This window comes from Streptomyces sp. NPDC002144 (assembly GCF_053593695.1).
The window spans coordinates 132,570-158,006 of the sequence record NZ_JBSFDB010000022.1 but is presented as its reverse complement, the minus strand read 5'-3'; the positions used below and the strand labels follow the sequence as shown (position 1 = coordinate 158,006).

At 71.4% G+C, this 25,437-nt stretch carries 26 protein-coding genes; 17 read left to right on the top strand and 9 right to left on the bottom strand.

Annotated features, from left to right (window positions below):
- Window positions 1-380: 380 nt before the first annotated feature.
- Window positions 381-965 carry a hypothetical protein gene (locus ACWCQ1_RS30095; protein ID WP_358604424.1) on the bottom strand — a complete coding sequence of 195 codons (585 nt, stop codon included), beginning with the start codon at window positions 963-965 and terminating at the stop codon, window positions 381-383.
- A 550-nt stretch (window positions 966-1,515) separates the two neighbouring features.
- On the opposite strand from ACWCQ1_RS30095, the gene ACWCQ1_RS30090 reads away from it, so the two are divergent.
- A complete protein-coding gene (locus ACWCQ1_RS30090) occupies window positions 1,516-3,033 on the top strand; it encodes a glutamate-cysteine ligase family protein (RefSeq protein ID WP_133047487.1) in 1,518 nt (505 codons plus the stop codon).
- 130 nt (window positions 3,034-3,163) lie between these two features.
- On the opposite strand, the gene ACWCQ1_RS30085 is transcribed toward ACWCQ1_RS30090, so the two are convergent.
- Entirely contained in the window at window positions 3,164-4,933 is a 1,770-nt protein-coding gene (locus tag ACWCQ1_RS30085) for a substrate-binding and VWA domain-containing protein (RefSeq protein WP_358604427.1), read from the bottom strand.
- Window positions 4,934-5,120: 187 nt separating this feature from the next.
- On the opposite strand from ACWCQ1_RS30085, the gene ACWCQ1_RS30080 reads away from it, so the two are divergent.
- Window positions 5,121-5,921 (top strand): CPBP family intramembrane glutamic endopeptidase, encoded by an 801-nt coding sequence (locus tag ACWCQ1_RS30080; RefSeq protein WP_358604430.1) that lies wholly within the window; start codon window positions 5,121-5,123, stop codon window positions 5,919-5,921.
- Here ACWCQ1_RS30080 and ACWCQ1_RS30075 read toward each other — a convergent pair.
- Entirely contained in the window at window positions 5,918-6,727 is an 810-nt protein-coding gene (locus ACWCQ1_RS30075; protein WP_358604433.1) for a PhzF family phenazine biosynthesis protein, read from the bottom strand. The genes ACWCQ1_RS30080 and ACWCQ1_RS30075 overlap by 4 nt on opposite strands.
- Before the next feature lie 179 nt (window positions 6,728-6,906).
- Between ACWCQ1_RS30075 and ACWCQ1_RS30070 the strand changes: the two genes are divergently transcribed.
- The 3 genes from ACWCQ1_RS30070 to ACWCQ1_RS30060 all read left to right on the top strand — a co-directional run bounded on the left by ACWCQ1_RS30070 (window position 6,907) and on the right by ACWCQ1_RS30060 (window position 10,088).
- The gene (locus tag ACWCQ1_RS30070; RefSeq protein ID WP_358604436.1) at window positions 6,907-7,692 is read left to right on the top strand and encodes a cyclase family protein; all 786 of its coding nucleotides are present in this window, start codon (window positions 6,907-6,909) and stop codon (window positions 7,690-7,692) included.
- Window positions 7,689-9,329 (top strand): thiamine pyrophosphate-binding protein, encoded by a 1,641-nt coding sequence (locus ACWCQ1_RS30065; RefSeq protein WP_358604438.1) that lies wholly within the window; start codon window positions 7,689-7,691, stop codon window positions 9,327-9,329. Before ACWCQ1_RS30070 ends, ACWCQ1_RS30065 begins: the two co-directional genes overlap by 4 nt.
- 120 nt (window positions 9,330-9,449) lie before the next feature.
- The gene (locus ACWCQ1_RS30060; protein ID WP_133047493.1) at window positions 9,450-10,088 is read left to right on the top strand and encodes a PadR family transcriptional regulator; all 639 of its coding nucleotides are present in this window, start codon (window positions 9,450-9,452) and stop codon (window positions 10,086-10,088) included.
- A 64-nt stretch (window positions 10,089-10,152) separates the two neighbouring features.
- Here ACWCQ1_RS30060 and ACWCQ1_RS30055 read toward each other — a convergent pair whose 3' ends face one another.
- Window positions 10,153-10,581, bottom strand: a complete 429-nt coding sequence (locus tag ACWCQ1_RS30055; protein WP_133047494.1) for a type II toxin-antitoxin system Rv0910 family toxin — start codon at window positions 10,579-10,581, stop codon at window positions 10,153-10,155.
- A 428-nt stretch (window positions 10,582-11,009) separates the two neighbouring features.
- Here ACWCQ1_RS30055 and ACWCQ1_RS30050 point away from each other — a divergent pair, with 428 nt between their 5' ends.
- Together ACWCQ1_RS30050 and ACWCQ1_RS30045 are read left to right on the top strand one after the other, a co-directional pair.
- A complete protein-coding gene (locus tag ACWCQ1_RS30050) occupies window positions 11,010-11,555 on the top strand; it encodes a Clp protease N-terminal domain-containing protein (RefSeq protein ID WP_358604443.1) in 546 nt (181 codons plus the stop codon).
- A gap of 230 nt (window positions 11,556-11,785) precedes the next feature.
- Window positions 11,786-12,790, top strand: a complete 1,005-nt coding sequence (locus ACWCQ1_RS30045) for an EamA family transporter (RefSeq protein ID WP_451027801.1) — start codon at window positions 11,786-11,788, stop codon at window positions 12,788-12,790.
- Window positions 12,791-12,868: 78 nt separating this feature from the next.
- Here the strand turns inward: ACWCQ1_RS30045 and ACWCQ1_RS30040 are convergent, their stop codons facing one another.
- Window positions 12,869-13,498, bottom strand: coding sequence for an FMN-binding negative transcriptional regulator (locus ACWCQ1_RS30040; RefSeq protein ID WP_451027800.1), 630 nt, complete (start codon window positions 13,496-13,498; stop codon window positions 12,869-12,871).
- Window positions 13,498-14,181 (bottom strand): pyridoxamine 5'-phosphate oxidase family protein, encoded by a 684-nt coding sequence (locus tag ACWCQ1_RS30035; RefSeq protein WP_133047498.1) that lies wholly within the window; start codon window positions 14,179-14,181, stop codon window positions 13,498-13,500. Before ACWCQ1_RS30035 ends, ACWCQ1_RS30040 begins: the two co-directional genes overlap by 1 nt.
- A 64-nt stretch (window positions 14,182-14,245) precedes the next feature.
- Here ACWCQ1_RS30035 and ACWCQ1_RS30030 point away from each other — a divergent pair, with 64 nt between their 5' ends.
- Together ACWCQ1_RS30030 and ACWCQ1_RS30025 are read left to right on the top strand one after the other, a co-directional pair.
- Window positions 14,246-15,577 (top strand): aminotransferase class I/II-fold pyridoxal phosphate-dependent enzyme, encoded by a 1,332-nt coding sequence (locus ACWCQ1_RS30030; protein ID WP_451027799.1) that lies wholly within the window; start codon window positions 14,246-14,248, stop codon window positions 15,575-15,577.
- Window positions 15,578-15,633: 56 nt separating this feature from the next.
- The gene (locus tag ACWCQ1_RS30025; RefSeq protein ID WP_133047500.1) at window positions 15,634-15,849 is read left to right on the top strand and encodes a hypothetical protein; all 216 of its coding nucleotides are present in this window, start codon (window positions 15,634-15,636) and stop codon (window positions 15,847-15,849) included.
- A 114-nt stretch (window positions 15,850-15,963) separates the two neighbouring features.
- Here ACWCQ1_RS30025 and ACWCQ1_RS30020 read toward each other — a convergent pair whose 3' ends face one another.
- Window positions 15,964-16,893, bottom strand: a complete 930-nt coding sequence (locus ACWCQ1_RS30020; RefSeq protein WP_451027798.1) for a DMT family transporter — start codon at window positions 16,891-16,893, stop codon at window positions 15,964-15,966.
- A 74-nt stretch (window positions 16,894-16,967) separates the two neighbouring features.
- Here ACWCQ1_RS30020 and ACWCQ1_RS30015 point away from each other — a divergent pair, with 74 nt between their 5' ends.
- Window positions 16,968-17,870, top strand: coding sequence for a LysR family transcriptional regulator (locus tag ACWCQ1_RS30015; protein WP_451027797.1), 903 nt, complete (start codon window positions 16,968-16,970; stop codon window positions 17,868-17,870).
- A 56-nt stretch (window positions 17,871-17,926) separates the two neighbouring features.
- Here the strand turns inward: ACWCQ1_RS30015 and ACWCQ1_RS30010 are convergent, their stop codons facing one another.
- Window positions 17,927-18,394, bottom strand: coding sequence for a pyridoxamine 5'-phosphate oxidase family protein (locus ACWCQ1_RS30010; protein ID WP_133047503.1), 468 nt, complete (start codon window positions 18,392-18,394; stop codon window positions 17,927-17,929).
- A gap of 140 nt (window positions 18,395-18,534) precedes the next feature.
- Between ACWCQ1_RS30010 and ACWCQ1_RS30005 the strand changes: the two genes are divergently transcribed.
- Complete coding sequence (locus tag ACWCQ1_RS30005; RefSeq protein ID WP_451027796.1) at window positions 18,535-19,191, top strand: isochorismatase family cysteine hydrolase; 657 nt, start codon at window positions 18,535-18,537, stop codon at window positions 19,189-19,191.
- Here ACWCQ1_RS30005 and ACWCQ1_RS30000 read toward each other — a convergent pair.
- The gene (locus ACWCQ1_RS30000; RefSeq protein ID WP_451027795.1) at window positions 19,178-19,681 is read right to left on the bottom strand and encodes a Rieske (2Fe-2S) protein; all 504 of its coding nucleotides are present in this window, start codon (window positions 19,679-19,681) and stop codon (window positions 19,178-19,180) included. The two genes, ACWCQ1_RS30005 and ACWCQ1_RS30000, sit on opposite strands and share 14 nt — an antisense overlap.
- A 155-nt stretch (window positions 19,682-19,836) precedes the next feature.
- On the opposite strand from ACWCQ1_RS30000, the gene ACWCQ1_RS29995 reads away from it, so the two are divergent.
- The 6 genes from ACWCQ1_RS29995 to ung all read left to right on the top strand — a co-directional run bounded on the left by ACWCQ1_RS29995 (window position 19,837) and on the right by ung (window position 25,292).
- The gene (locus ACWCQ1_RS29995; RefSeq protein ID WP_451027794.1) at window positions 19,837-20,601 is read left to right on the top strand and encodes a HipA family kinase; all 765 of its coding nucleotides are present in this window, start codon (window positions 19,837-19,839) and stop codon (window positions 20,599-20,601) included.
- Window positions 20,598-21,047, top strand: coding sequence for a DUF3037 domain-containing protein (locus tag ACWCQ1_RS29990; protein ID WP_133047507.1), 450 nt, complete (start codon window positions 20,598-20,600; stop codon window positions 21,045-21,047). The genes ACWCQ1_RS29995 and ACWCQ1_RS29990 overlap by 4 nt, the downstream gene beginning before the upstream one ends.
- Before the next feature lie 125 nt (window positions 21,048-21,172).
- Complete coding sequence (fabG, locus tag ACWCQ1_RS29985; protein WP_133047508.1) at window positions 21,173-21,934, top strand: 3-oxoacyl-ACP reductase FabG; 762 nt, start codon at window positions 21,173-21,175, stop codon at window positions 21,932-21,934.
- A 21-nt stretch (window positions 21,935-21,955) separates the two neighbouring features.
- Window positions 21,956-22,708, top strand: coding sequence for an SDR family oxidoreductase (locus ACWCQ1_RS29980; protein ID WP_208784612.1), 753 nt, complete (start codon window positions 21,956-21,958; stop codon window positions 22,706-22,708).
- Between the two features lie 211 nt (window positions 22,709-22,919).
- A complete protein-coding gene (locus ACWCQ1_RS29975) occupies window positions 22,920-24,503 on the top strand; it encodes an ABC transporter substrate-binding protein (RefSeq protein WP_451027793.1) in 1,584 nt (527 codons plus the stop codon).
- Window positions 24,504-24,608: 105 nt separating this feature from the next.
- Window positions 24,609-25,292 (top strand): uracil-DNA glycosylase, encoded by a 684-nt coding sequence (ung, locus tag ACWCQ1_RS29970; protein WP_358604466.1) that lies wholly within the window; start codon window positions 24,609-24,611, stop codon window positions 25,290-25,292.
- Window positions 25,293-25,437 lie beyond the last annotated feature (145 nt).

The window sequence follows — 25,437 nt, the reverse complement described above, 5'->3', positions numbered from 1 at the left end:
ATCTTTCGCTGGGTCGTCGTGTGTGTGATGGCTGTCGTGTCTGTCACGCGGCTTGACGTGTCGTCCATGGCCGCCCCCCGTTGTGATAATTCGGTCCAGTCCAGTGTTGCCCCACGGACGTCAATCCGCAGGCATTTCGACGCACCACTTCTTCACAGGTTGATGACGCATCCGCAGCGCGGACGGTTCAGTCCAACTGCCCTGTCACTTCGGGTGGTTCACGGGGGTCGGATAGGGCTAGTCCGTCCAGGCCAGAGGGCGTTTCTCGGCTCGTACGAGCAGTCAATTGCTCGTACGAGCGGAATGCGGAGCCAAACAGCGTCGTACCCCGTCACCGGGAATTCGGCGACGGGGTACGGGCGGGTTCGCGGAAGGGGATTTCAGGCGATCTGGCCGAGCAGCGGAACCGCAGTCACCCGATGGCTCAGCACGGGAAGGAGTTCGGCGACGCGGAGCGGGCGGTGGGCCGCGATGCCGGGCGGCGCCGGCGCGAGCGGGACGAGCAGGTCGGTCGGGGCGGGGTGGCCGGTGGAGGCGTCGGCGGTGCAGTCGCCGTGCAGCCAGAGCGTGAGCATGTACAGGCTCGGCACCGACAGCAGGCGCGGCTGGTACGACTGTTTCATCGTCTCGGCCTGGCGCAGCGCGCGCTCGGTGGAGGCGATGTAGGGCCCTTCGAAGAAGTGCGAGAAGGCCCAGCCGTCCGCGGTCAGCATGGTCTCGGCCGCGGCCACCGCGCGGTCGCCGCAGCGGATGAGGAAGCGCCACCCGGCGAGCCGGGTGACGTAGGCGCCGTCCTGGGCCGGTTGGTCGAGGACATGGACGGGCAGCGGGAGTTCGGGCGTGGCGGGCCCCTGTGCTCGCAGCAGGGAGGGCGTTCGGGCCTCGCGGACCGCGGTGGGCGAATCGAGTGCGGTGAGGACGGTGCGAAGGGCGGGTGCGGGAGCCGGGGGGACATGCAGCGGCATGGTGGGTCGCCTCTCATTCGACAGGCACGGTGGCGCGAGGGCGGGGGCGGACGGCGCTGTCTGCTCACGAGGCGAGAGTGTCGGGGGCCGGGGTCTGGGAACGAGGGTGTGATGAGGCCTGCCGTACGTCACCCCGACGGCAGGCTCCACGACCTGGGCGTCCAACCCTCTGCCTGTTCGCGGAGTTTATACGACATATGTTCACACGGTGTTTCGGCTAGCCGTTTCCGGTGCACCCGGCAAGGGCGTATCCGGTCGGCGATGCGCGGGGAATCATCCCGTTTCCGCTTCGGCGTTACGGGGGGTGACCTCGGGTAATACCCCGGGAGCGGTCGGCCAATTCTCGTCGGCGTTTTTCACGAGCTCTTGTCGGCGCGAAACTGCGCCGTGCTGCATGCCCGGTGAATGTGCCGCCGGTCACAACACACCAGAGTAGCGCCCGACGGAGGGCTGTGGGGACGTTATCGATCGCCGAGGCGGGGCATCATCCCACGTGACCCGACACCGGCGGCCGAATCGTCGAGCCGCCCGATCCAGGAGGGAAGCTTCGATGGGGGAGAAGGTCGTGGCAGGTCGGATCGACCTCTCCGATCGTCAGCTCTACCGGGACAAGCTCCGCAGGTGCCTGACGGGACTGGAGCGGCTCCTGGCCGAGAAGCGGTTCGATCGCCCGAGGAATCTCATGGGGCTGGAGATCGAATTGAATCTGGCCGGCGCCGACGGGATGCCGAAAATGCTCAATGCGCAGGTCCTCGAACGCATCGCGAGCCGAGATTTCCAAACAGAACTCGCCATGTTCAACCTGGAAGTCAACATAGCCCCACATCCCCTGGGTGGCAGGGTATTCGACCGGCTCGCCGAGGAACTCCGCACCTCTCTGGCATATGCCGACAGGAAAGCCGGCGAACTCGACGCCGGAATCGTGATGATCGGCATTCTGCCCACGCTCGACCGGGACGACCTGGTCTCCACCAACCTTTCCGCGGTCGACCGCTACGCCCTGCTCAACGATCAGATCGTGGCCGCCCGCGGCGAGGACTTCGCGCTGGACATCGACGGCGTGGAGCACCTCACCTGCACCTCCAAGTCCATAGCCCCGGAGGCCGCCTGCACCTCGGTGCAGCTGCACCTCCAGGTCACCCCGGGCCGCTTCGCCGACGTGTGGAACGCCGCGCAGGCCGTGACCGCCGCGCAGATCGCCGTCGGCGCCAACTCGCCGTTCCTGTTCGGCCGCGAGCTGTGGCGCGAGTCGCGGCCCCCGCTGTTCCAGCAGTCCACCGACACCCGTCCGCCCGAGCTGCAGGCGCAGGGCGTGCGCCCCCGCACCTGGTTCGGGGAGCGCTGGATCTCCTCCGCGCACGAGCTCTTCGAGGAGAACCTGCGCTTCTTCCCGGCCCTGCTGCCCATCTGCGACGACGAGGAGCCGCTCGACGTCCTCGACGCGGGCGGCATCCCCGAACTGCACGAACTGGTCCTGCACAACGGCACCGTCTACCGCTGGAACCGCCCGGTCTACGGCATCGCCGACGGCGTCCCGCATCTGCGCGTCGAGAACCGTGTCCTGCCCGCGGGACCCACCATCACGGACGTCATCGCCAACGCCGCCTTCTACTACGGCCTCGTCCGCACCCTCGCCGAGGAGTCCAGGCCGGTGTGGACCCGGCTGCCCTTCGAGGCGGCCGCCGCCAACTTCGACGCCGCCTGCAAGCACGGCATCGAGGCGCGATTGCAGTGGCCGCGCCGCGGACGGTACGGCGGGACGGCCGAGGTCGACGCGGTGACCCTGGTGCGCGACGAACTGCTGCCGCTCGCCGCGGCCGGACTGGACGCCTGGGGGGTCGAGCCCGCGGACCGGGACCTCTACCTCGGCGTGATCGAGGAGCGCTGCCGGCGCCGGGCCAACGGCGCGACCTGGCAGGCGGCGACCTTCCACCGGGCGCTGGAGACCGGCATGACGCGCGATGCCGCGCTGGCCGCGACCACCCGCAGGTATCGCGAGCTGTCGCTCGCGGGCGAGCCGGTGCACACCTGGCCCGTGGGGCTGCCCGAACCCGTGCCCGCCGGGTGAGGGCGCTCCGTCGGGCTGTCTTCGCCTGGGGCACGGGGGTCGCTCCCCGTCGGTACCGCGGGGGTCGCGGTCGGGCCGGTGTCGGGATGGGACGTGGCTGTCGTTTCGAGCGTGTACCGCTCGGGGACGGTCAGTCGTCGGGCTTGCCCTCGGCCCCGGCCGCGACGATCGCCTTCAGCATCACCGACTGGATGTCGGCGGGATTGCTGACCGACTGGCCGGAGCCGCCGGTCGCCTCGGCGATCTCCTGGGCCTCCTGCCGGTCGGCGTCCGGACCCACCGCGATCATGATCAGCGGCACCGGACGCCGGGGGTCGGTGAGCTTCTGCAACTGACTGATCAGCGCACCGCGGGAGATGCTGCCGGGGTCCTGGTTGACGCCGTCGGTGAGGATGACCAGGGCGTTGAACTTCCCCTGCACATATGACGAGGTGGCCGCCTTGTAGGCGGCGAGCGTGGTGTCGTACAGGCCGGTCGCGCCGTTGGGTACCGGCTGCAGGGAGGTGAACGCGGCGGACAGCTCGTCCCGTACGGTGCCGCCGCCCTTCTGGTCGCCCAGGCGTTCGGTCGGCACCAGGACGCGGTAGTCCTTGTCGCCGTCGAGCTTCGTGGAGAACTCCCACAGCCCGATCTCGTCCTCCGGGGTGAAGGTCGCCAGGGCCTGCAGCAGCGACGCCTTGGTCACATCCATCCGGGACTGGCCCGTCTTCGCCACCGGTTCCGACATGGAGGAGGAAGCGTCCACGACCGTGGTGATCCGGGCGCTCTGCACCGTGATCGTCCAGGTGCCGAGGGCCTCCTGGAGCGCGGTGTCGGAATCCGGCTCGGGGGCTTCGGCGTCGTACGGCTGCGGGCTGCTGCCGCCCGCGCGCGCGACCACCGCCCGCGGTGCCCCGTCGTCGGAGGTGCGGAAGCCGTGCTTCTGCAGCAGGCGCAGCTGCTCGGGCTGGCGCAGGTAGTTCATGAACCGCAGCGCGGCCCTGCTCTGGTCGGTGGTCAGCTGGCCGACCAACGTGTACGGGTAGGTCAGCCGGGGCGAGCCGTCCTTGGGGTAGAACATGTCGAGCCCGGCGTCCGCGTCGGCCGAGGAGTTGTAGGTGTAGGCCGCCTGCTCGGTGAGGATCAGCGCCTCGTTGCGCTTGGGGTTGCCCAGCTCGGTGCCCGAGGAGTCGCGGGGCAGCGTCTCCACGACCTGGGCGTCGGTGTCCGAGGTGCGCTGCGAGAGCGTCTTCATCATCGCCGCGGCCTGGGTGTCCCCGCCCTTGAGCTTGGCGGCGGCCGTGGTCAGCCGGGTCAGCGCCAGCAGCCCGGTGGCGCTGCGCGCCGGGTCGGCCGCGCCGAGCCTGAGCGAGTCGCCCTGCAGGGCCGCGCCGGCCAGCTCCAGCCAGCCGTACCTCTTCTGCGGCCAGCCCAGGGACTTCGCGGCCGTCGGCACCATGGCCACGCCGACCGGCGTGGAGGCGACGGCACCCGCCGGGGTCACGTCGGTCGCCGCGCTGTTCGCCGTGATCCGGTCGACCCAGAGGTCCGAGTCCGCCACCCAGACCTGCGCGTCCGTCTTCCTGCCGCCCTGGAGCACGTCCGCGACCTTGTACGAGTCCCGGGCGGTCACCGACACGGCGACGCACCGCCCGTCGGAGGTGATCTTGTCCTCGCGGGCCTGCTTCGCCGCGACACCCAGCGCGGGCGCGATGTCCGGGGAGGCGACGAGGTTCAGCCGCACGGCGTGGTCCTGGCAGGACGAGCCGAAGGAGAGCAGCCCGCTCTTGACGGCACCCGCCGTGCCGCCGGCCACGGTCAGCACGAGGACCGTCGCGACGGCCACCGTGCGGCGGCGCGCGCGTGGACGGGGGTCGCTCGCGCCCGCCCCATACTGATCGGGCAAGCTGTGACGTCCCATGACGGTGGTGCCCCTCCCTGTTGAACCTCGTGCCGCGATACGGCCGTATGGCATGCAAAAGGGGAGGTACGCCCCGTACGGCGTCCGTCCCCCCAACGGCCTGTCACGCACGATCTTCGCAACTTCTTTCGAGACCCTAGCGGCGTGACGGTGACGATGAGGCGGGATTACTGAATTGGAGTCAGGTGTGCAGGCAGAGACGGGTGGGGTGGCCGATTCTTTTCCGCCCGAGCGGCTTTCGCGACGAATCCTCCGGGACGAGACCCTGCTCGTTCTGGGGCTTTCGCTCGGTGCGAGCGGTGTGTCCGCCCTGATCAGCTTTGTCGGATCGGTCACGAAACCGGGCGGCCTGAAGGACCAGGCGGCGACCATGAACGCCTCAGCCGCGCCGGGCCGTCCCTGGCTGGATCTCGCCTGGCAGCTGTTCGGGATCGCCTCCGCCCTGGTCCCGGTCGCGCTCGTCGCCCATCTGCTGCTGCGCGAGGGCGGAAGCCTGCGCACCATCGGGTTCGACCGGACCCGCCCCTGGCCCGACCTCGCCCGCGGCGCCGCGGTCGCGGCGGTGATCGGCAGCACCGGAATCGCCTTCTACCTGGCCGCACGCGGTCTGGGAGCAAACCTCACGGTGGTGCCCGAGGCCCTGCCCTCCGTCTGGTGGAAGTATCCGGTGCTGATCCTCTCCGCGATCCAGAACGCGGTCCTGGAGGAGGTCATCGTGGTGGGCTATCTGCTGCGCCGGCTGGGGCAGCTGGGCTGGACGCCGGGGGCCGCGCTGGTGGCCAGTTCCGTACTGCGCGGCAGCTACCACCTCTACCAGGGCATCGGCGGTTTCCTCGGCAACATGGTGATGGGCGTGGTCTTCGTCTACCTGTACCGGCGATGGGGGCGGGTGGGCCCCCTGGTGGTGGCGCATTCCCTGCTCGACATCGGGGCGTTCGTCGGCTATGCCCTGCTGGCCGGCAAGGTGGGCTGGCTGCCGACCGCCTAGGCGAGCAGTTCGCCGTCGATGACGGTGACCGCGCGTCCGGAGAGCAGGGTGCGCTCGCCGCGCAGTTCGGTGCGGACGCGGCCGGAGCGGGGGGAGGCCTGGAGGCCGGTGAGGACGGGGCGACCCAGGCGCTCCGACCAGAAGGGGGCCAGCGCGGTGTGGGCGCTGCCGGTGACCGGGTCCTCGTCGATGCCGACGTTCGGGAAGAAGCAGCGCGAGACGAAGTCGTAGCCCCGGGCGGGGTCCTCGGCGCGGGCCGTGGCGATGATGCCGCGCTCGGAGTAGGCGCCCAGCGCCCTCAGGTCGGGGGACAGGCCGTGGATCGTCTTCTCGTCCGCGAGCTCCACGAGCAGGTCACCGATGTTCGGTCCGGTGTCGAAAACGGAGAGCGGCTGGGCGCCCAGCGCCTCCGCGACCCCGTCCGGCGCCTCGACCGGGGTGAGCGGGGCCGTCGGGAAGTCCAGCGTGATCGACCCGTCCTCCTCGGGTGTCGCGACCAGCACGCCGCTGCGGGTCGTGAACCGCACGGCGCCCTCGTGCGCGCCGGTCGAGTGCAGCACGTGGGCGGTGGCGAGGGTGGCGTGGCCGCACATGGCGACCTCGGTGGCCGGCGTGAACCACCTGAGCGCCCAGTCGGCCTCGCCGCCCTCGGGCAGCGGGTGCGCGAACGCCGTCTCCGCGTGGTTCACCTCCAGCGCGATGCTCTGCAGCCGCTCGTCGTCCGGGAAGGAGTCGAGGAGCAGCACCCCGGCCGGGTTGCCGGCGAAGGGACGGTGGGTGAAGGCGTCGACGATTCGGATACGCATGTCGTCGACGCTAGGACCCCGTGGCTCCCCGGCCCAAGGCCAATTCGCCACCACTGGCCTGTTTCCAGGACCGCCGTTGCCGTCTTGCCGGTTCATGCTGCGCCTCTGGACGATCCGGGAGACGCTGACACCCTGTACAGACAGGCGCCCGCAGTTCTGCCCCGTTCCAGGAGGCCGTCATGTCCCAGTCGTCCGTGCTCGCCGCGCTGCTGTCCGGGCTGCGGAGCGGATCCATCGAGCTCGTCGACCTGACCCAGCCGCTCTCGCCGTCCACCCCCGTGATCCAACTGCCCCCGCAGTTCGGGCAGACGCAGGTCTTCGAGCTGGAGGAGATCAGCCGGTACGACGACCGGGGACCGGCCTGGTACTGGAACAACTTCCGCAGCGGCGAGCACACCGGCACCCACTTCGACGCCCCGGTCCACTGGGTGACCGGCAGAGACCTCGCGGACGTGGCCTCCGTCCCCGCCGGGCGGCTCATCGCGCCCGCGGCCGTCCTGGACTTCTCCGAACAGGCCGCCAAGGACCCCGACTTCCTCGTCGAGGTGGACCACATCAAGGCCTGGGAGGCCGACAACGGCCCCCTGCCCGAAGGGGGTTGGCTGTTGCTGCGCACTGGCTGGGACGCGCGGTCGCACGCGCAGGAGGAGTTCCTCAACGCCGACGAGAACGGCCCGCACACCCCCGGCCTCTCCCCGGAGTGCGCGCGCTGGGTCGCCGAGGAGGCCCCGGTCATCGGCCTCGGCACGGAGACCGTCGGCACGGACGCCGGGCGGGCGCACTCCTTCGAGCCGGCGTTCCCCTGCCACTCCTACCTCCTGGGCGCCGACAAATACGGGCTCACCCAGCTGCAGAACCTCGCCGCCCTGCCCCCGACCGGCGCCGTCGTCATCGCGGGACCGCTGCCGATCGTCAGCGGCTCCGGCGCCCCGGCGCGCGTACTGGCCCTGGTGGAGCGGTCGTGAAGGTCGCCGAGGCCGTCGGGCGGGCCCTCACGGCGGCCGGGGTCGACCACGTCTTCGGGGTCGTCGGCTCGGGCAACTTCCACCTCACCAACGCCATGGTGGCCGCGGGCGCCCGCTTCGTCGCCGCCCGGCACGAGGGCGGCGCGGCGACCATGGCCGACGCCTACGCCCGCACCAGCGGTACGGTCGCCGCGGTCAGCGTCCACCAGGGGCCCGGCCTGACCAACGCCCTGACCGGCATCACCGAGGCCGCCAAGAGCCGTACGCCGCTGCTCGTGCTGGCCGCCGAGGCGACCGCGCAGCACTCCAACTTCCGTGTCGAACAGGCGGTGCTGGCGCACTCCGTCGGTGCCGTCTCGGCCCGTCTGACCACGGCGCACGACGCGGTCGACCAGGCCCGCGCCGCCCTGCGGCGTGCCGTGCACGAACGCCGCACGGTCCTGCTCAACCTCCCCCTGGAGGTGCAGGCCCTGGACGTGCCCGCCGGGATCTCCCTGGACGCCGTACCCCTGCCCGGACCGGAACCCGTCGAGCCCTCGCAGGGGGCGGTCGCCGACCTCGTACGCGCCCTCGAGCGCGCCCGGCGACCGGTCTTCGTCGCCGGCCGCGGCGCCCGCACACCGGCCGCCCGCGACGCGCTGACCGCGCTCGCCGACCGGCACGGCGCCCTGCTGGCCACCTCCGCCGTGGCGCGCGGCCTCTTCCACGGCAGCCCGTGGACCCTCGACGTCTCCGGCGGCTTCGCGTCGCCCCTCGCGGCCGAACTGATCCAGGGCGCCGACCTGATCGTCGGGTGGGGCTGCGCGCTGAACATGTGGACCATGCGGCACGGCAGCCTCATCGGCGCCGGTGCCACGGTCGTGCAGGTCGACGACGACCCGGAGGCACTCGGCGCGCACCGGGAGATCGCCCTCGGCGTCACCGGTGACGTGACCCGGACGGCCGTGCGGGCGTTGGAGGCGGCGGGCGAGGAGCGGGACGGATACCGCACTCCCGATGTCGCCGAGGCGCTCGCGGCGCGGGTGCGGTGGCGGGACGTGCCGTACGAGGACGAGAGCACCCGGGACCGGATCGACCCGCGCACGCTCAGCATCGCCCTGGACGACATGCTGCCCGCAGAGCGGATCGTCGGCGTGGACTCGGGCAACTTCATGGGCTACCCGAGCGCATACCTCTCGGTGCCGGACCAGGACGGGTTCTGCTTCACGCAGGCGTTCCAGTCGATCGGACTGGGGCTCGCCACCACGATCGGCGCGGCCCTGGCCCGCCCGGACCGGCTGCCGGTCGCCGCGCTGGGCGACGGGGGAGCGCTGATGAGCGCGGTGGAACTCGACACCGTGCGCCGCCTGGGGCTGCCGATGGTGGTGATCGTCTACAACGACGAGGCGTACGGCGCCGAGGTCCACCACTTCGGACCCGACGGCCACCCTCTCGACACGGTCACCTTCCCCGAGACGGACATCGCCGCGATCGCGCGCGGCTACGGCTTCGAGGCGGCGACGGTACGGACCCCCGCCGACCTCAAGGCGGTGGCGGACTGGGTGGCCGGCCCCCGCTCGGCCCCGCTCCTCGTGGACGCGAAGGTGACCCGAGAGCACGGCTCCTGGTGGCTGGAGGAGGCGTTCCGGGGTCACTGACCGCCCCCAAGGTCCGACGGCACGGCCACCCCCTGTTTTCGGCAGAGGGTTGCCATGCGAACTGTTCCGATATATCGTTGACGCATCGCGACAGATCAACGAACGAATGGAGTGATTGCGATGCGTACCCATGGATTCGAACGTGGACACGGTGGACCCGGCTCTCGTGGTCGGGGTGGTTTCGAGGGTCGGCGTGGTGCCTTCGGTCCCTTCGGGCCGGGTGGGCCCGGCGGCGACCCGCGCGGCGGCTTCGGTTTCGGCGGACCCGGCTTCGGCCCGGGCCCCTGGGGGCCGCGAGGACGTGGCGGACCGAGGGGAAGGGCACGGCGAGGTGACGTACGCGCGTCGATCCTGGCCCTGCTCAAGGACCGACCGATGCACGGTTACGAGATGATCCAGGAGATCGCCGAGCGCAGCGGCGGGGCGTGGAAGCCCAGCCCCGGCTCGGTGTACCCCACCCTCCAGCTGCTGGAGGACGAGGGTCTGATCACCAGCGCGAGCGAGGGCGGCAAGAAGCTGTTCTCGCTCACCGAGTCCGGCCGCGCCGCGGCCGACGAGGGCCCGGACGCGCCCTGGGAGGAGGCCTCCCGCGGTATCGACTTCGAGGCGCTCGGTGAGATCCGCCAGGCCGGCTTCGGTCTGATGGAGGCCTTCGGCCAGGTCTGGAAGACCGGCAGCAAGGAGCAGCGCGAGAAGGCGCTGACCGTCATCAACGAGGCCCGCAAGAAGCTGTACCTGATCCTCGCCGACGAGGACTGAGCGTCCTACGGCGACGAAGGCGCCCCGCGGAGCGATCCGCGGGGCGCCTTCCCGTGTCCGGCGGTCAGGACACCAGCCCGGCCAGCTTGCGCAGCGACTCGTTGAGGGCGGCGGTTCCCGAGTCCCTCAGCTTGCCCGCCATCAGGGTCACCGCGGCGCCCGTGAACTCCCCGTCGATGCGGACCTTCGTGGCGTCGCCGTCGGGGGTCAGGGTGTAGCGAGTGGCCAGGCTCACGGCCATCGGACCCTTGCCCGTGATGACGAAGAGCCGGGCAGGTTCCACTTCCGAGACGGTCCACTCGACCTCGGCCGGGAAGCCCATCAGCTTCATGTTCTCCTGGAAGGTCGCGCCCACTTCGAGCGCCGCCGGGCCGCCCTGCGGAAAGCCGGTGTGGGTGGCGTTCCACTCGCCGTACGCGGGCCAGTCCGTGAGCTGTGCCCACACCTTCTCGGCCGGCGCCTCGATCCGTGCCTCCGCGCTGATTTCGGGCATGCGACCACCTCTTCGTGTCGGGCTGTGGTGTCGCGGAAAGTAACGGCAGGGGTCGCAACATTCAATACTGACGAGCCGTCAGAAATTGTGCGGTTTCCCGGCGGTACGGCGCCCACAGCCACCCGCCGTATCAGCGCCGCGTCTGCGCGTCCTCCGGGGCGTCCACCCGGTACACGTACTGCCTGCCGTCCACGGCCGGCAGGGACCCCAGCCAGCACCTGCTCTCCATGCACCGGTGGGACGTGCGCCGGAGCGCCGCGGTTGCACATCCGGCGCACGGCAAGGCGGCGCGCGCCCCTCCGGGTAAAGCCATCTGATCTCATCCGCAAGGAGGAGATTCCGGCGTTCGCCGTCCACTCTCCGTGGGACGCGGAAATGGTTCCCCCCGGGGATGACCGCGGACGCCGGGGACTGATGGGGTAGGGGATGTGCCACCCCGTATCCCCCGACAGCAGGCCGAGGAGCCGGCCGTCGGTCCTCGCCCGGACAACGATGCCAAGCTCAGCGCCGCACTGGCAGCGGTGGTCTCGGGTGCCCGCCGCCGCGCGGTCCGCGACGGGGACCGGCAGATCGACACCGCCCATCTGCTGCACTCGCTCCTGGAGTACGACCCCGAGGTGCGCGCCGTCTTCGACGACGGAGCGGAGAACGCCCGGCTGCTCGGCTATCTCGTGCAGCGCAGCATCGGCTACGGGCTGCGCTGGCAGGGCTCGGTCGAGGACTCCGGCACCGTGCCCATGGTGGCCGAGGGTGCGGGATTCTCGCCGCTGGCCGCGGGTGCCATGGAGAACGCCGCCGCACGCGCCGCCCGCCGGGGCGAGGACGCGGCGCTCGGCGTCGACCTGCTCGCGGCGATCCTCGCGGACCCGCAGGCGCGGGCCGTCGAAGTGCTGGCCCGCGCCGGAATCGACCCGCACGAGGTGCTCACCCGGATCGAGGACCGGCTCGCCCGGCCGGAGTGGTCGGGCCAGTGAGTGGTACCGGGCCGGAGGGGTCCGGCCGCTGAGTGACATCGGGCCGGAGGGTGCCGGCCGCTGAGGCGCACCGGTCGGAACGGTCCGGTCGCTGAGTGACGTCGGTCCGGAGGGTCCCGCCGCCGATGCTTATCGGGTCGGAATGGTCCGGCCGCGGAGGGGCGCCGGACCGTCCATCCGGTGAGACAGGTGTCATCGGGGGTGACGCTCCTGTCGTCGCCTGTCATCATGTGCCGGTGCGCACCTCACAGAGCAGTCAGGCCCGTCGCGGCAAGGGCGTGGGGCTCGGGCTCGCGCTCGTGTCCGCCCTCGCCTTCGGAGGGTCCGGCGTCGCGGCGAAGCCGTTGATCGAGGCCGGGCTCGACCCGCTGCACGTGGTGTGGCTGCGGGTGACCGGCGCGGCCCTGGTGATGCTGCCGGTCGCGGTGCGCCACCGCACGCTGCTGTTCCGCCGTCCCGCTCTGCTCGCCGGGTTCGGCCTGCTCGCGGTGGCGGGGGTGCAGGCCTGCTACTTCGCCGCCCTCTCCCGCATCCCCGTCGGGGTCGCACTGCTCGTGGAGTACCTCGCGCCCGCCCTGGTGCTGGGCTGGGTGCGGTTCGTGCAGCGGCGGCCGGTCACTCGCGCCGCCGCGGTGGGAGTGGTCCTGGCGGTCGGCGGTCTGGCCTGTGTGGTCGAGGTCTGGTCGGGCCTGAGCTTCGACGCCCTCGGCCTGCTGCTCGCGCTCGGCGCCGCCTGCTGTCAGGTCGGTTACTTCGTCCTGTCCGACCAGGGCAGCGACGCCGGCGAGGAGGCTCCGGACCCACTGGGCGTCATCGCCTACGGCCTGCTGATCGGCGCCCTGGTGCTCACGGCCGTCGCTCGCCCCTGGTCCATGGACTGGTCGGTGCTGTCCGGCACCGCGCACATGAACGGCACCCCGGTCGCCGCCGGCCTGCTGCTGGCGTGGATCGTGCTGATCGCGACCGTCCTCGCCTACGTCACCGGCGTGCTGTCGGTACGCCGGCTCTCGCCGCAGGTCGCGGGCGTCGTGGCCTGCCTGGAAGCGGTCATCGCGACCGTCCTGGCCTGGGTGCTGCTCGCCGAGCACCTGTCGGCACCGCAGATAGCGGGCGGCGCGGTCGTCCTCGTGGGCGCCTTCATCGCCCAGTCCTCCGCACCGGCCAAGCCCTCCCCGGACCCGGTGGCCGGCGGCGGCCCGGAACGCGAGCTGTCGGCCCGGGGAACCGCCGCCTAGCCGGAGCGGGTATGCGGAGAGGGGCCCTCCCCCGTGCGGCCCCTCTCTCAATGATCAGCGTCAGAAGGGCAGTTGGTGTCACACCCCGTGCCTGCGCGCCAGATGCGCACGCGCGGCCGCGTCACGCGGACCGCCTCGCTTCGTCAGCGCGGCCGCCACCCGCTCGTGCACCTCGGGCTTGTGGTTGGCGTACTTGAACTTGGCGCGGACGTCCACGACTTCGAGCCGTATCCCGCGCAGACCGGCGAGCATCCTGCCGTACGGCACCTCGCCCACCGCCACCCGCGCCGAGCCGCCCTCCGGCTGGAAGTGGTCGACCAGGCGGTTGAGCAGCTCGGCCTTCTCGGCCGGATCGTCCACCAGGTGGGCCCGGCACCGGAGCTGGACCGCCGCGTAGTAGCTCGTCGGCGTGCCGTGCTCGGACGGTGTGCCGGGCTTGGCCTGCCAGTGGCCCGGCGCGTACACGTAGTCGTCGACCACGCTCAGCACGACGTCCGGGTTCGCCTCCAGCGCCGGCCACATTGGGTTGGGCCGGGCCAGGTGGGTGAGGACCTCGCCGCGCCCGTCGTCATAGAGGAAGTGCAGCGGCTGGACGTGCGGCGCCTCGCCGGGCAGTCCGTTGACGGCGAGCTGTCCGAAGTCGTGGACCGCGAGCCACTGTTGCCATTCCGAGTCGTCGCGTGCCGCGTCCCAGGGGTGGATCAGCATCAGTGGACCGCCAGGTAGGCGGGGAGCCCGATGCCGTGGGACAGGTCCGCGTCGGCCACGGGGGTGTCGTACCCCTTGCGCAGCGGGACGAGGCCGGCCCAGTGGGGGAGGGCGAGGTCCTCGGGCTCGTCGTTCACGCCGCCGGTGCGGAGCTTGGCGGAGACCTCGTCGAGGTCGAGGCGGATGACGGCGGTGGCCGCGAGCTCCTTTTTGTTCGCCGGGCGCGCGTCGGCGGCGCGGCCCGGCACGACGTGGTCGACCAGCGCGTCCAGGGCCGCCCGCTTCTCCTCCGGGTCCGTGACGTCGTGGGCGATGCCGTGGACCACGACGGAGCGGTAGTTGATCGAGTGGTGGAAGGCGGAGCGGGCCAGGACCAGCGCGTCGACATGCGTCACCGTCAGGCAGACCGGGAGCCCCGGGTCGGCCTGTCCGGTCATCCGCAGCGGACGCGAGCCGGTCGAGCCGTGGACGTACAGCCGCTCGTCGACCCGCCCGTACAGCGTCGGCAGCACCACCGGCCGCCCGTCGCGCACGAAGCCCAGGTGGCAGACGTATCCCTCGTCGAGTATCGCGTGCACCAGTTCCCTGTCGTACGACGCCCGGTCCGCCGAGCGCGTGGGGACGGTGCGGTCGGTCGGCGTGTAGGCGGCGGGCGGCGACGTCGGCTGTGCGGTCCCCTGCATGGCGTTCTCCAGAACTCGTTGCTTCGTCTTGCGTCGTGTATTGCACTAGTGCATAATCTACTTTGTGCTAGGAGGATATCGGATCGAAGGGCGACGCGCAGCAGAGATTGCGGCGAGCGTCGAGCGCGCGGTGGGTTCCGGAGAGCTGGAGCCGGGGCAACCGCTTCCTCCCATGCGGGAGTTGGCGGTCGAGCTGGGGGTGAATCCCAACACGGTCGCGGCCGCGTACCGGATCCTGCGGGAGCGCGGGGTGATCGAGACGGCCGGGCGGCGGGGGAGCCGGGTGCGGTCGAAGCCGGCGACCACGGGTCGCGAGTACGCGCGGATGGACGTGCCGGAGGGCGTGCGGGACGTGGCGAGCGGCAACCCGGACCCGGCGCTGCTGCCGCCGCTGGCGAAGGCCTTCGCGGCCGCCGCGGAGCAGGGCGACCGGGAACCCGTGCTCTATGGAGACGCCCTCATCGAGCCCGAGCTGGCCCGTATCGCCCGTGCGCGACTGGACGCCGACGGTGTGCCGGACGGGCCGCTGGCCGTCGCGTCCGGCTCGCTGGACGCCATCGAGCGGGTGCTTGCGGCCCACCTCAAGCCCGGGGACACCGTGGCCGTCGAGGACCCCGGCTGGGGCAGCCTGCTCGACCTGATCCCGGCGCTCGGACTGCGCACGGCCCCGGTCGGTGTCGACGACGAGGGGCCGCGGGCCGAGGACGTACGGCGGGCCCTGGAAGCGGGCGCCCGGGCGCTGGTCGTCACCGACCGGGCCCAGAACCCGACCGGCGCCGCGGTGACCGCCACGCGCGCGCGTGCCCTGCGGGCCGTGCTGCGGGAGCACCCGGAGACCCTGCTGATCGAGGACGACCACGGCCACGGCATCGTCGACCTGCCCCTCCACCCCCTGGCCGGCGGCACCCACCACTGGGCCCTCGTCCGCTCCGTCGCCAAGGCCTACGGCCCCGACCTGCGCCTCGCCGTGCTCACCGGCGACCCGGTCACCGTCGACCGCCTGACCGGCCGGCACCGTCTGGGCCCCGGCTGGGTCAGCCGCATCGTCCAGCGGGCGGTGGTGCACCTGTGGACCGACGACGCCCTCGACCCGAGCGCGGTGGCGGCCGCCTACCGGGAACGCCGTGACCTCCTGATCGACGCACTCGCCGAGCGGGGCGTCGCCGCGCACGGCCGCAGCGGCATGAACGTCTGGATCCCGGTCCCCGACGAGACGGGCGCCGTCGCCCGCCTCCTGCACGCCGGCTGGGCGGTGTCCCCGGGAGCCCGCTTCCGCATGAGCGCCCCGCCCGGCATCCGCATCACGATCTCGACCCTCACCCCGGAGGAGACGCCCCCACTGGCGGACGCGATCGCCCGGGCCCTGGGACCGGCGCCCACGCGTACCTACGTCTGAGCCCGCCCCGTCACCCGAGAGCCCCGCCCACCGGCGCTCTCTCGCACGCCCCGCCGGTGGGCGTCGATCGTCTGCCCGGCGGCGGCGAGCGCGGACCCCACCGCGACCAGCCACGTGAACCGTGCGCCATCGGAGGGGCCGTGGTCGACGAGAAGCCCAAGCGGCGCGGCGACGCCGGGCTGCTTCCCGGCCGGCGCTCCACCGCTGCCGGTGCGGCAGCCGCCCGCCCGCCGGTGGCCGGCGGCCTCCTGGTGTGCCCGGCCCCGGCGTGACGCCGACCCCGCCCGCCCTCTCGACGAGCACCCGGAGCCGGACGGCAGGCGTCGCGGCGCAAGCTCCGTGGTTCCCCACTCTGCTTGCCCTGGAGGTCGACGCCTGCCCATGGCTCAGGCGCGCCGGCGTACCTGGGTCAGTGCCGCTCCCGCCAGGACGATCACCGCACCCACCGGGGTCGACCAGGTCAGGGACTCGCCGAGGACCGCCACGCCCGCGGTGGTGGCGATGACCGGGATGAAGTACGTGACCATCTGGGCCGTCGTGGGGCCGACCTCGGCGACCAGGCCGTACTGGACGAGCACGGCGAGGCCGGTGCCCAGGGCGCCCAGCGCGGCGATCGCGAGAAGGGGAAGGGCCGGGAAGCGGGTGGGGAGGGAGGTGAACAGCGGGGTCACCACGGTCAGTTGCAGGGTCGCCAGCAGCAACTGGGCGCCCGTCAGGGAGAGGTTCGAGTGGCTGGAGCCGGCCAGGGTGCGGCGGACGTAGATCCAGCCCACGGGGTAGCTCAGCGAGGCCGTCAGAGCCATCGCCGTGCCCGTGGCGTCCAGGCCGTGGAAGCCCTGCCAGGCGCCGAGGACCGTCAGGACGCCGAGGAAGCCGATGCCGAGCCCAGCGACCCGGAGGCGGGTCGGCCGGTCCTCCGAGAGGGCGACCAGGGACAGGGCCATGCCCCACAGCGGCGAGGTCGCGTTGCAGATGCCCGCCAGCGTCGAGGGGATCGTCAGCTCGGAGTAGGCGAAGAGCGAGAACGGCAGAGCGTTGAGCAGGAACGCCGCGACCGTCAGATGTGCCCAGGTCCGCACGCCCCGCGGCAACCGCTCCCGCTTGACCGCCATCGCCCCCGCGAGCACCGCCGTACCGAACAGCAGCCGCCCGAGGGTGACCTGGAATGGCGCGTAGCCCTGGGTGCCGACCTTGATGAGGAGGAAGCTGAAGCCCCAGATCAGGGACAGCGCGCCGAAGCGCAGACGCCAGTCGAGGACGGGGCGGCGGGCGGCGGGGCGGGCGGGGGCCCGGGTGGTCGCGGTGGCGGTGGTCATGGCCGTAACGATGCTGGACAGCACCTCTTAGCACAATCGAGATTTCGAGCGAGATATCTCGTAGCATCGCTTACATGTTGAACCTGGATCGCCTGCGCACCCTCGACGCCCTCGCCCGGCACGGCTCGGTCAGCGGCGCGGCCGAGGGGCTGCACATCACGACCTCGGCCGTCTCGCAGCAGATGGCCAAGCTGGAGCGGGAGGTGGGCCAGCGGCTGCTGGCCAAGAACGGCCGGGGCGTGCGGCTCACGGACGCGGGCCGGCTGCTCGCCGAGCACGCGTCGCGGATCCTGTCGCAGGTCGAGCTCGCCCAGTCCGATCTGGAGGCGCAGCGCGGCCAGGTGGTCGGTGAGCTGCGGCTGGTCGCGTTCCCGACGGCCCTGCGCGGGCTCTTCCCGGCCGCCCTCGCCGCGCTGCGCGACGACCACCCGGCGCTGCGGGTGCGCTCGCGGGAGCTGGAGCCGGAGGAGGGCGTGAACGCCGTGCTCCGGGGCGACGCCGACCTCGCCGTCGTCCTGGACTGGTACAACAAGCCGCTGCCCATGCCCGACGGGCTGGCCAAGGCGCCGATCCTCGACGATCCCGTGGAGATCGCCATGCCCGTGGGACACCCGCTGGCCGTCCGGGACGACGTCGACCTGGACGACTTCAGAGAGGACGAATGGGTGGTCTGGCCGGAGGGCGAGTTCTGCCACGAATGGCTGCTCTACACCCTGCGCAGCAAGGGCATCGAGCCGCGGATCGCCCACCGTGCCGAGGAGCACCACACCCAACTCGCCCTGGTGGCCGCCGGGTTGGGAGTCTGCGTCGCGCCGCGGCTGGGCCGCGACCCGATGCCGGCCGGAGTGCGGGCCGTGCCCGTGCGGCACCGCGTGCACCGGTACGTCTACGCGGTGTGGCGCGCGGACGCCGACCGCCGCCCGTCGATCCGGGCGGCGGTGGAGGCCCTGCAGGAGGCGGCGAAGAAGGCCGGCTGATCCCGACGGGACCACGTGCCAACGGGAACCGGCCCGCGCGTCGCCGGGAAATCCGCCTACGCGCCACCCAGCTTGCGGAAGTCCCAGGACACGATTTTCTCGGGCGTCAGCCGGATCCACGCGTGCCGGCCGTCGTGCGGCATCTCCTCCAGGCCGAAGTTCTTGCGGGCGAACAGGGTCTCCGGGACGTCGAGTTCGGCGCACAGCTCGCCGGTGCGCGGGAACTCGCCCACGAACTCCACGGTCCCCGACAGCTCCACGCCGCGCAGCTCGTCGTAGTCCTCGCCCGAGTCCACCACGATCGCGACCCGCGGGTCCCGCCGCAGGTCGGTCCACCGCTTGCTGCGCACCACCGAGTACAGCCAGACCGAGGTGCCGTCCCAGGCGAACCACAGCGCGCTGACATGCGGGGCCCCGCCCGCCGACACGGTGGCCACCCGGCAGGTGCGCTGGCCGGTGAGGAACTCGTCCAGCTCGCCCGGCGTCATCATGATCTTGCGGCCGCGGCGCTGAGTGACGGTCATGCGTCCCCCTCTTCTCTCACGAAGTGCCAGAGGGTCCGGTGATCCTCTGACATCACGTCAGAAAAGCATGGGTCGTCTTCCGTCCATGCGCAATGGTCGCTACGCTCGCCCGCTCCAGCCGCCGGCGACGAGGAGGAACCGTGCCGTCCCGCGAACAGCTCAGCGAACTCCTCGATCCGGCCAGCACCGTGCTGCTCACCGTCGAGTGCCAGCAGGGTGTCGTCGGCCCGGACAGCGCACTGCCCGAACTCGCCCTGGAGGCACGCCGGTCGGGCGCCCTCGCCAATGTGGCACGGCTCGTGTCCGCCGCCCACGCCGGCGGCGTCCAGGTCATCCACGCCATCGCCGAGCGGCGCCCCGACGGACGCGGCGCCAACCGCAACGCCCGCCTCTTCCGCGCCGCCGAACGGCTGCCCGTCCAGCAGCTGTCCGGCTCCTCGGCGGTGCGGGTGGCGGCCCCCATCGAGGTCGCCGAGGAGGACCTCGTCGTACGGCGGCTGCACGGGCTGTCGCCGATCCAGGGCACCGACGTCGACCCGCTGCTGCGCAACCTCGGCTGCCGCACGCTCGTCGTGGCCGGAGTCTCGGCCAACGTGGCCGTCCCCAACGCCGTCTTCGACGCGGTCAACCGCGGCTACACGGTCGTGGTGCCCTCCGACGCCATCGCGGGAGTGCCCTCCGAGTACACCCCGGCGATGATCCGCAACACCCTCGCCCTGGTCGCCACGGTCGTGACCACGACGGAGGTGCTGGGCTGCCTCGAAGGGCCGCGGCGGGCGGGGATCAGGCCAGCGTGATCGAGTCCCCGCTCACGGTGACGTTCTGGGCCGTGAGACCGGTGGTGGCCGGGCCCTTCTTCACGCTGCCGTCCGTCACGGAGAACTCACTGCCGTGGCAGGGACAGACGATGACACCGTTGGAGATGCTGGAGACCGCACAGCCCTGGTGCGGGCACTTGGTCGAGAAGGCCTTGAAGGTGCCGGAGGCCGGCTGGGTCACCACCACGGACTTGTCCTTGAAGATCTTGCCGCCGCCCTCCGGGATGTCGGCGGTCTTGGCCAGGGCCGTGCCGCCGGAGCCGGACGGGGCGCTCGCGCTCGCGTCGCCGCCGGCCGTACCGCCGTTGCCCGCGTTCGCACCGGCCTGGGTGTCCGAGGAGCTGGAGGAGTTGTCGTCGGAGGATCCGCACGCGGTCAGCGCGACGGCGAGTCCGGCGGCGCCGACCGCCGCCACGACGGTACGCCGGGCCGGCGCCGGGACGGGCTGGAGCGGTTCGCTGGTCGTCATGCTGACGGTTCCCTTCGTTGCGGGCTTTGTGGATCGTCCAGGGGTACGGCGTTCGCGCATGGGTTGTTCAGACGATGTCGAGATCTAAACGCGTTCGAGTTCAGGGCGGGGTAAACCGGAGCTGTCGGTTCGCTGTCGGCCAGTAACCTGGGGCGATGCTCAAGGAAGTGATCGCGACCCGCTTCATCACGCCCCTGCGTGAAGGCGGCTCGCTGCCGGGGCTCGTCGAGGCCGACGACTACGGGACGTACGTCATGAAGTTCACCGGCGCCGGCCAGGGCCGCAAGACACTCGTCGCGGAGGTGCTCTGCGGGGAACTCGCCCGCCGGCTGGGCTTCCGGATGCCCCGCCTGGTCACGATCGGCCTCGATCCGGTGCTGGGTCTCGGTGAGCCCGAGCAGCAGGTGCAGGACCTGCTGCGGGCGAGCGGCGGCACCAACCTCGGCATGGACTTCCTCTCCGGCGCCCTCGGCTTCGACCCGCTCGCCTTCGAGGTGAGCCCCGAGGAGGCCGGACGCGTCCTGTGGTTCGACGCCCTGATCAACAACGTCGACCGGTCCTGGCGCAACCCCAACCTGCTGGTCCGGCAGGGCGAGCTGTGGCTCATCGACCACGGCGCCACCATGATCTGGCACCACAACTGGCCCGGCGCCGACGCCTCCGCCGCCCGCCCCTACGACGCCTCCGACCACGCCCTCGCCCGCTTCCGCCCCGACCTCGCGGGCGCCGCCGCCGAACTCGCCCCCCGGGTCACCGAGGACCTCCTGGCCGAGGTCACCGCGGAGATCCCGGACGTCTGGCTGGCAGGCGAACCCGGCTTCGACACCCCGGACGGGCTCCGGCACGCCTACGCGCGCGTGCTGCGCGCCCGCGCCGCCGACGTCCACACGCGCGTGACGGGAATCGAGGAGGGCAAGTGAGCGACCGCCACATCCACATGGCCGGCTCCGTGGTCGAGCGGCACATCATCCGCGGCAGCGAGGCCAACGACCGGGACGTCTTCGAGTACGCCCTGCTGCGGGTCGTGCCCCGCGTCGAACGCGGCGAGTGCATCAACGCGGGCGTGCTGCTCTACTGCCGCGCCCAGCGGTACGTCGGCGCCCGAACCCACCTCGACGAGGCGCGGCTGCTGGCCCTCGACCCGGGGGCCGACGTGGCCGGGATCCGGGCGGCGCTCGGGGCCGTCGAGCGCGTCTGCGGCGGGGGAGAGGGGGCGGGGCAGGCCGCGGGTGAGGACGCCGGACGGCGTTTCCGCTGGCTCATCGCGCCGCGCTCCACGGTCGTCCAGCCGGGACCGGTGCACACTGGGCTCACCACCGATCCGGCGGCCGAGACCGAGCGGTTGCTCGACCTGCTGGTGAGGTAATGGATCACACCGCAGCCGCGTGACGTTGACACCGGGTGCCATGGCTTCTAGCGTCACGTGCGACGAAGGTACTAAGCGGTCGCTCACCGGGCCGCGGGTTCTCTCAAGGGCGAGGAGAAGCAGCAATGTCCACCACTGAGCAGCGGGTCGCCGTGGTCACCGGCGGAGCGCGGGGCATCGGCGCCGCCACCGCCGTACGACTGGCCGCCGAGGGTCGCGCGGTCGCCGTGATCGACCTCGACGAGGCCGCCTGCAAGGACACCGTGGAGAAGATCACCGCGGCTGGCGGCAAGGCCCTCGCGGTCGGCGCCGACGTCTCCGACGAGGCGCAGGTCGAAGCCGCGATCGCGCGCGTGGCCGAGGAGCTGGGCGCGCCGACGATCCTGGTCAACAACGCGGGCGTGCTGCGCGACAACCTGCTGTTCAAGATGAGCGTCTCCGACTGGGACACCGTTATGAACGTCCACTTGCGCGGCGCCTTCCTGATGTCGAAGGCCGTCCAGAAGCACATGGTCGACGCGGGCTTCGGCCGCATCGTCAACCTGTCCTCCTCCTCGGCGCTCGGCAACCGCGGCCAGGTCAACTACTCCGCCGCCAAGGCGGGTCTGCAGGGCTTCACCAAGACCCTCGCCAAGGAGCTCGGCAAGTTCGGCATCACCGCCAACGCCGTCGCCCCCGGCTTCATCGCCACCGAGATGACCAAGGCCACCGCCGAGCGCGTCGGCATGGGCTTCGAGGACTTCAAGGCCGCGGCCGCCACCCAGATCCCGGTCGCGCGCGTGGGCGAGCCGGACGACATCGCCAACGCCATCGCCTTCTTCACCGGCGAGGCGGCCGGGTTCGTCTCCGGCCAGGTGCTGTACGTCGCCGGCGGCCCCCTCGACTAGCTTCGACCAGGAGTAACGGACATGACTGAACTCTCCGGCAAGGTCGCCGTCGTCACCGGCGCCAGCCGCGGCATCGGCTACGGCGTCGCCGAGGCGCTCGTCGCCCGCGGCGACCGCGTGGCCATCACCGGCCGCAACGAGGACGCCCTGAAGGAGGCCGTCGAGAAGCTCGGTTCCGACCGGGTCATCGGCGTCGCCGGCAAGGCGCACGACCTGGACCACCAGACCGAGGTCGTCGAGCGCACGATGGAGGCCTTCGGCCGCGTCGACTTCCTGGTCAACAACGCCGGCACCAACCCGGTGTTCGGCCCGATCGCCGACCTCGACCTGGACGTGGCCCGCAAGGTCTTCGAGACCAACGTGATCTCCGCCCTCGGTTTCGCGCAGAAGACCTGGCACGCCTGGCAGAAGGAGAACGGCGGCGCCATCGTCAACATCGCCTCTGTCGCGGGCCTCGCGCCCTCGCCCTTCATCGCCGCCTACGGCGTCAGCAAGGCCGCGCTGATCAACCTCACCCAGCAGCTGGCGCACGAGTTCGCGCCGAAGGTGCGGGTCAACGCGATCGCCCCGGCGGTGGTGAAGACCCAGTTCGCCAAGGCGCTGTACGAGGGCCGGGAGGCGGAGGCGGCCGCCGCCTACCCGCTGGCCCGGCTCGGCGTGCCGTCCGACATCGGCGGCGCCGCCGCGTTCCTCACCTCCGAGCAGTCGGACTGGGTCACCGGCCAGACGCTCGTGGTCGACGGCGGCATCTTCCTGAACGCCGGTGTCTCCTGACGAAGTGGTTGCGATTGTAACGATCGGGCACCCGAGGGCGCCGTTTCCTTGACGGAAACGGCGCCCTCGTCGTCGTACGGGAAAGGCATGGGGAAATGACAACGTCGTCATAAAGATGCTGATCAACGGCCCTGTACGAAGCGGGTTGCACCCAAGTCGCACTGCGGTATGGTCTGCCGACCCTTGGTACGGCAGATCGAGGAGCGAGCGCGTGTTCAACCGGAACCGAGGCCTGCGGCAAACGGCGGCCATCGCATCCATATCGACCCTGGTGGCCGGGTGCGGCGTCCTCTCGTCGGACTCCTCCGACAGCACGGGACCGATCACCGTCGGGACGACGAGTGCCCCCAGCACCCTGGACCCGGCGGCGTCCTGGGACCAGTCCTGGGAACTGTTCCGCAACATCTACCAGACGCTGCTCAGCTACCCCGTCGGCGCGACCACCCCGCAGCCGGACGCCGCCGACAACTGCCGCTTCACCGACAGGTCGAACACGACGTACAGATGCGAGCTGCGGCCGGGCCTGAAGTTCTCCGACGGGCACGCCCTCGACGCCGCCGCCGTCAAGTACTCCATCGACCGCATCCGGAAGATCAACCTCAACGGCGGTCCCGCCGGGCTCCTCGGCAGCCTCGACCGGGTGCAGGCACTGGGTGACACGGAGGTCGTCTTCCACCTCAACCAGCCCGACGCCACCTTCCCCTTCGTGCTCGCCACCCCCGCGATGTCCATCGTGGATCCGGCGAAGTACCCGGCCGCAGCCCTGCGCAAGGACGACAAGGTCGACGGCTCGGGGCCGTACACGCTGCAGTCGTACGAGGACGGCAAGAAGGCCGAACTCGTCCGGAACGGCAGCTACAAGGGCTACGCCGACCGCAAGAACGACGCGGTGACCATCCGCTACTACCGCGAGTCGGCCCCGATGGTCTCCGACCTGCGCAAGGGCACCCTCGATGTCGCCTTCCGCGGACTGGACGCCGACGACATCGTCGACCTGCAGAAGCACGACGCGAACGGCAAGCTCCAGATCAACGAGGGCGCCGGCATCGAGATCAACTACCTGGTGTTCAACCCCAAGGACCCCTGGGCCGGCAACACCGCGGTCCGCAAGGCCGTCGCCCAGCTCGTCGACCGGGGCGCGATCGCGCACAAGGTCTACAAGGACACCGTCGAGCCGCTGTACTCCATGGTCCCGAAGGGGCTGACCGGCCACACCACCGACTTCTTCGACGACTTCGGCAGCCCCAGCGTCACCAGGGCCCGCCAGATCCTCACCGACGCCGGCATCAAACAGCGCGTCCCGCTCACCCTCTGGTACACCACCGACCGCTACGGCTCCTCCACGGGGCTGGAGTTCGCCGAGCTCAAGCGCCAGCTGGAGGCCTCCGGCCTGTTCACGGTCACCCTCAAGAGCCGGCCCTGGAAGACGTATGTGACCGGCTACCAGAAGGGTGAGTACCCGGTGTTCGGGCGCGGCTGGTTCCCCGACTTCCCCGACCCGGACAACTTCATCGCCCCGTTCGTCGGCGACCAGAACGCGCTCGGCACGCCCTATCCGGCCCCCGAGATCACCGGGCGGCTGCTGCCCGAGTCCCGCCGGCAGAGCGACCGCGCCGACGTCGTGCAGGAGTTCGAGAGGGCCCAGCAGGTCCTCGTCCGCGACGCCCGGCTGCTGCCGCTGTGGCAGGGCAAGCAGTACGTCGCCGCCAGCGACGACATCTCCGGCGCGGAGCAGGCGCTGGACCCGTCGACGATCATGATGATGTGGCAGCTGTACCGCAAGACCAGCTGGTAGGCGGGGTACTTCGGCCATCGGCGGGCCGTTGTCAGTGGTCGCCTGTAGGTTCTGAGTCCTGGAAGTGACCGCACGCCGTTTTCCGCACATCGTAAGGACGTTGACGTGACCGACATCGCCATGCTGCCCGAGTCCTGGCGCGGGGTTCTGGGCGACGAACTGCAGCAGCCCTACTTCAAGGAGCTGACGGAGTTCGTCGAGGAGGAGCGGGCGCGCGGTCCCGTCTACCCGCCGCGCGAGGAGGTCTTCGCCGCTCTGGACGCCACGCCCTACGACAAGGTGAAGGTCCTCGTCCTCGGCCAGGACCCGTACCACGGCGAGGGCCAGGGCCACGGGCTGTGCTTCTCGGTCCGCCCGGGCGTCCGGATCCCGCCGTCGCTGCGCAACATCTACAAGGAGATGCACGAGGAGCTGGGCACCCCCGTCCCGGACAACGGCTATCTGCTGCCGTGGGCCGAACAGGGCGTTCTGCTGCTGAACGCGGTGCTCACGGTCCGCTCCGGCGAGGCCAACTCGCACAAGGGCAAGGGCTGGGAGAAGTTCACCGACGCGGTGATCCGCGCGGTGGCCGAGCGGCCCGACCCGGCGGTCTTCGTCCTGTGGGGCAACTACGCGCAGAAGAAGCTGCCGCTGATCGACGAGACACGGCACGTGGTGGTCAAGGGCGCGCACCCCTCCCCGCTGTCCGCGAAGAAGTTCTTCGGCTCGCGCCCGTTCACGCAGATCAACGAGGCGGTCGCGGCGCAGGGCCACGAGCCGATCGACTGGACCATCCCGAACCTCGGCTGAGCACCGCCGGGCCGGTTCCGCGCCGAGCCGGCCCGGTGCCGCCTGCCCGTGATCGCCCGTGCCCGGGGTTAGCGTCGACCGGGACAGCCGACGAGTGGGCGGAGTGCACGGTGGCCAAGGGACCGGAGCAGACGGCGTCGGACGC

Coding starts and splice junctions, on each gene's coding strand:
- ACWCQ1_RS30090 (WP_133047487.1), top strand. CDS start 1,516: ATGGGGGAGAAGGTCGTGGCAGGTCGGATCGACCTCTCCGATCGTCAG.
- ACWCQ1_RS30020 (WP_451027798.1), bottom strand. CDS start 16,893: ATGACCACCGCCACCGCGACCACCCGGGCCCCCGCCCGCCCCGCCGCC.
- ACWCQ1_RS30095 (WP_358604424.1), bottom strand. CDS start 965: ATGCCGCTGCATGTCCCCCCGGCTCCCGCACCCGCCCTTCGCACCGTC.
- ACWCQ1_RS30035 (WP_133047498.1), bottom strand. CDS start 14,181: ATGCAGGGGACCGCACAGCCGACGTCGCCGCCCGCCGCCTACACGCCG.
- fabG (WP_133047508.1), top strand. CDS start 21,173: ATGTCCACCACTGAGCAGCGGGTCGCCGTGGTCACCGGCGGAGCGCGG.
- ACWCQ1_RS30015 (WP_451027797.1), top strand. CDS start 16,968: ATGTTGAACCTGGATCGCCTGCGCACCCTCGACGCCCTCGCCCGGCAC.
- ACWCQ1_RS29980 (WP_208784612.1), top strand. CDS start 21,956: ATGACTGAACTCTCCGGCAAGGTCGCCGTCGTCACCGGCGCCAGCCGC.
- ACWCQ1_RS30085 (WP_358604427.1), bottom strand. CDS start 4,933: ATGGGACGTCACAGCTTGCCCGATCAGTATGGGGCGGGCGCGAGCGAC.
- ACWCQ1_RS30075 (WP_358604433.1), bottom strand. CDS start 6,727: ATGCGTATCCGAATCGTCGACGCCTTCACCCACCGTCCCTTCGCCGGC.
- ACWCQ1_RS30070 (WP_358604436.1), top strand. CDS start 6,907: ATGTCCCAGTCGTCCGTGCTCGCCGCGCTGCTGTCCGGGCTGCGGAGC.
- ACWCQ1_RS30060 (WP_133047493.1), top strand. CDS start 9,450: ATGCGTACCCATGGATTCGAACGTGGACACGGTGGACCCGGCTCTCGT.
- ACWCQ1_RS30010 (WP_133047503.1), bottom strand. CDS start 18,394: ATGACCGTCACTCAGCGCCGCGGCCGCAAGATCATGATGACGCCGGGC.
- ACWCQ1_RS30055 (WP_133047494.1), bottom strand. CDS start 10,581: ATGCCCGAAATCAGCGCGGAGGCACGGATCGAGGCGCCGGCCGAGAAG.
- ACWCQ1_RS29995 (WP_451027794.1), top strand. CDS start 19,837: ATGCTCAAGGAAGTGATCGCGACCCGCTTCATCACGCCCCTGCGTGAA.
- ACWCQ1_RS30040 (WP_451027800.1), bottom strand. CDS start 13,498: ATGCTGATCCACCCCTGGGACGCGGCACGCGACGACTCGGAATGGCAA.
- ACWCQ1_RS30000 (WP_451027795.1), bottom strand. CDS start 19,681: ATGACGACCAGCGAACCGCTCCAGCCCGTCCCGGCGCCGGCCCGGCGT.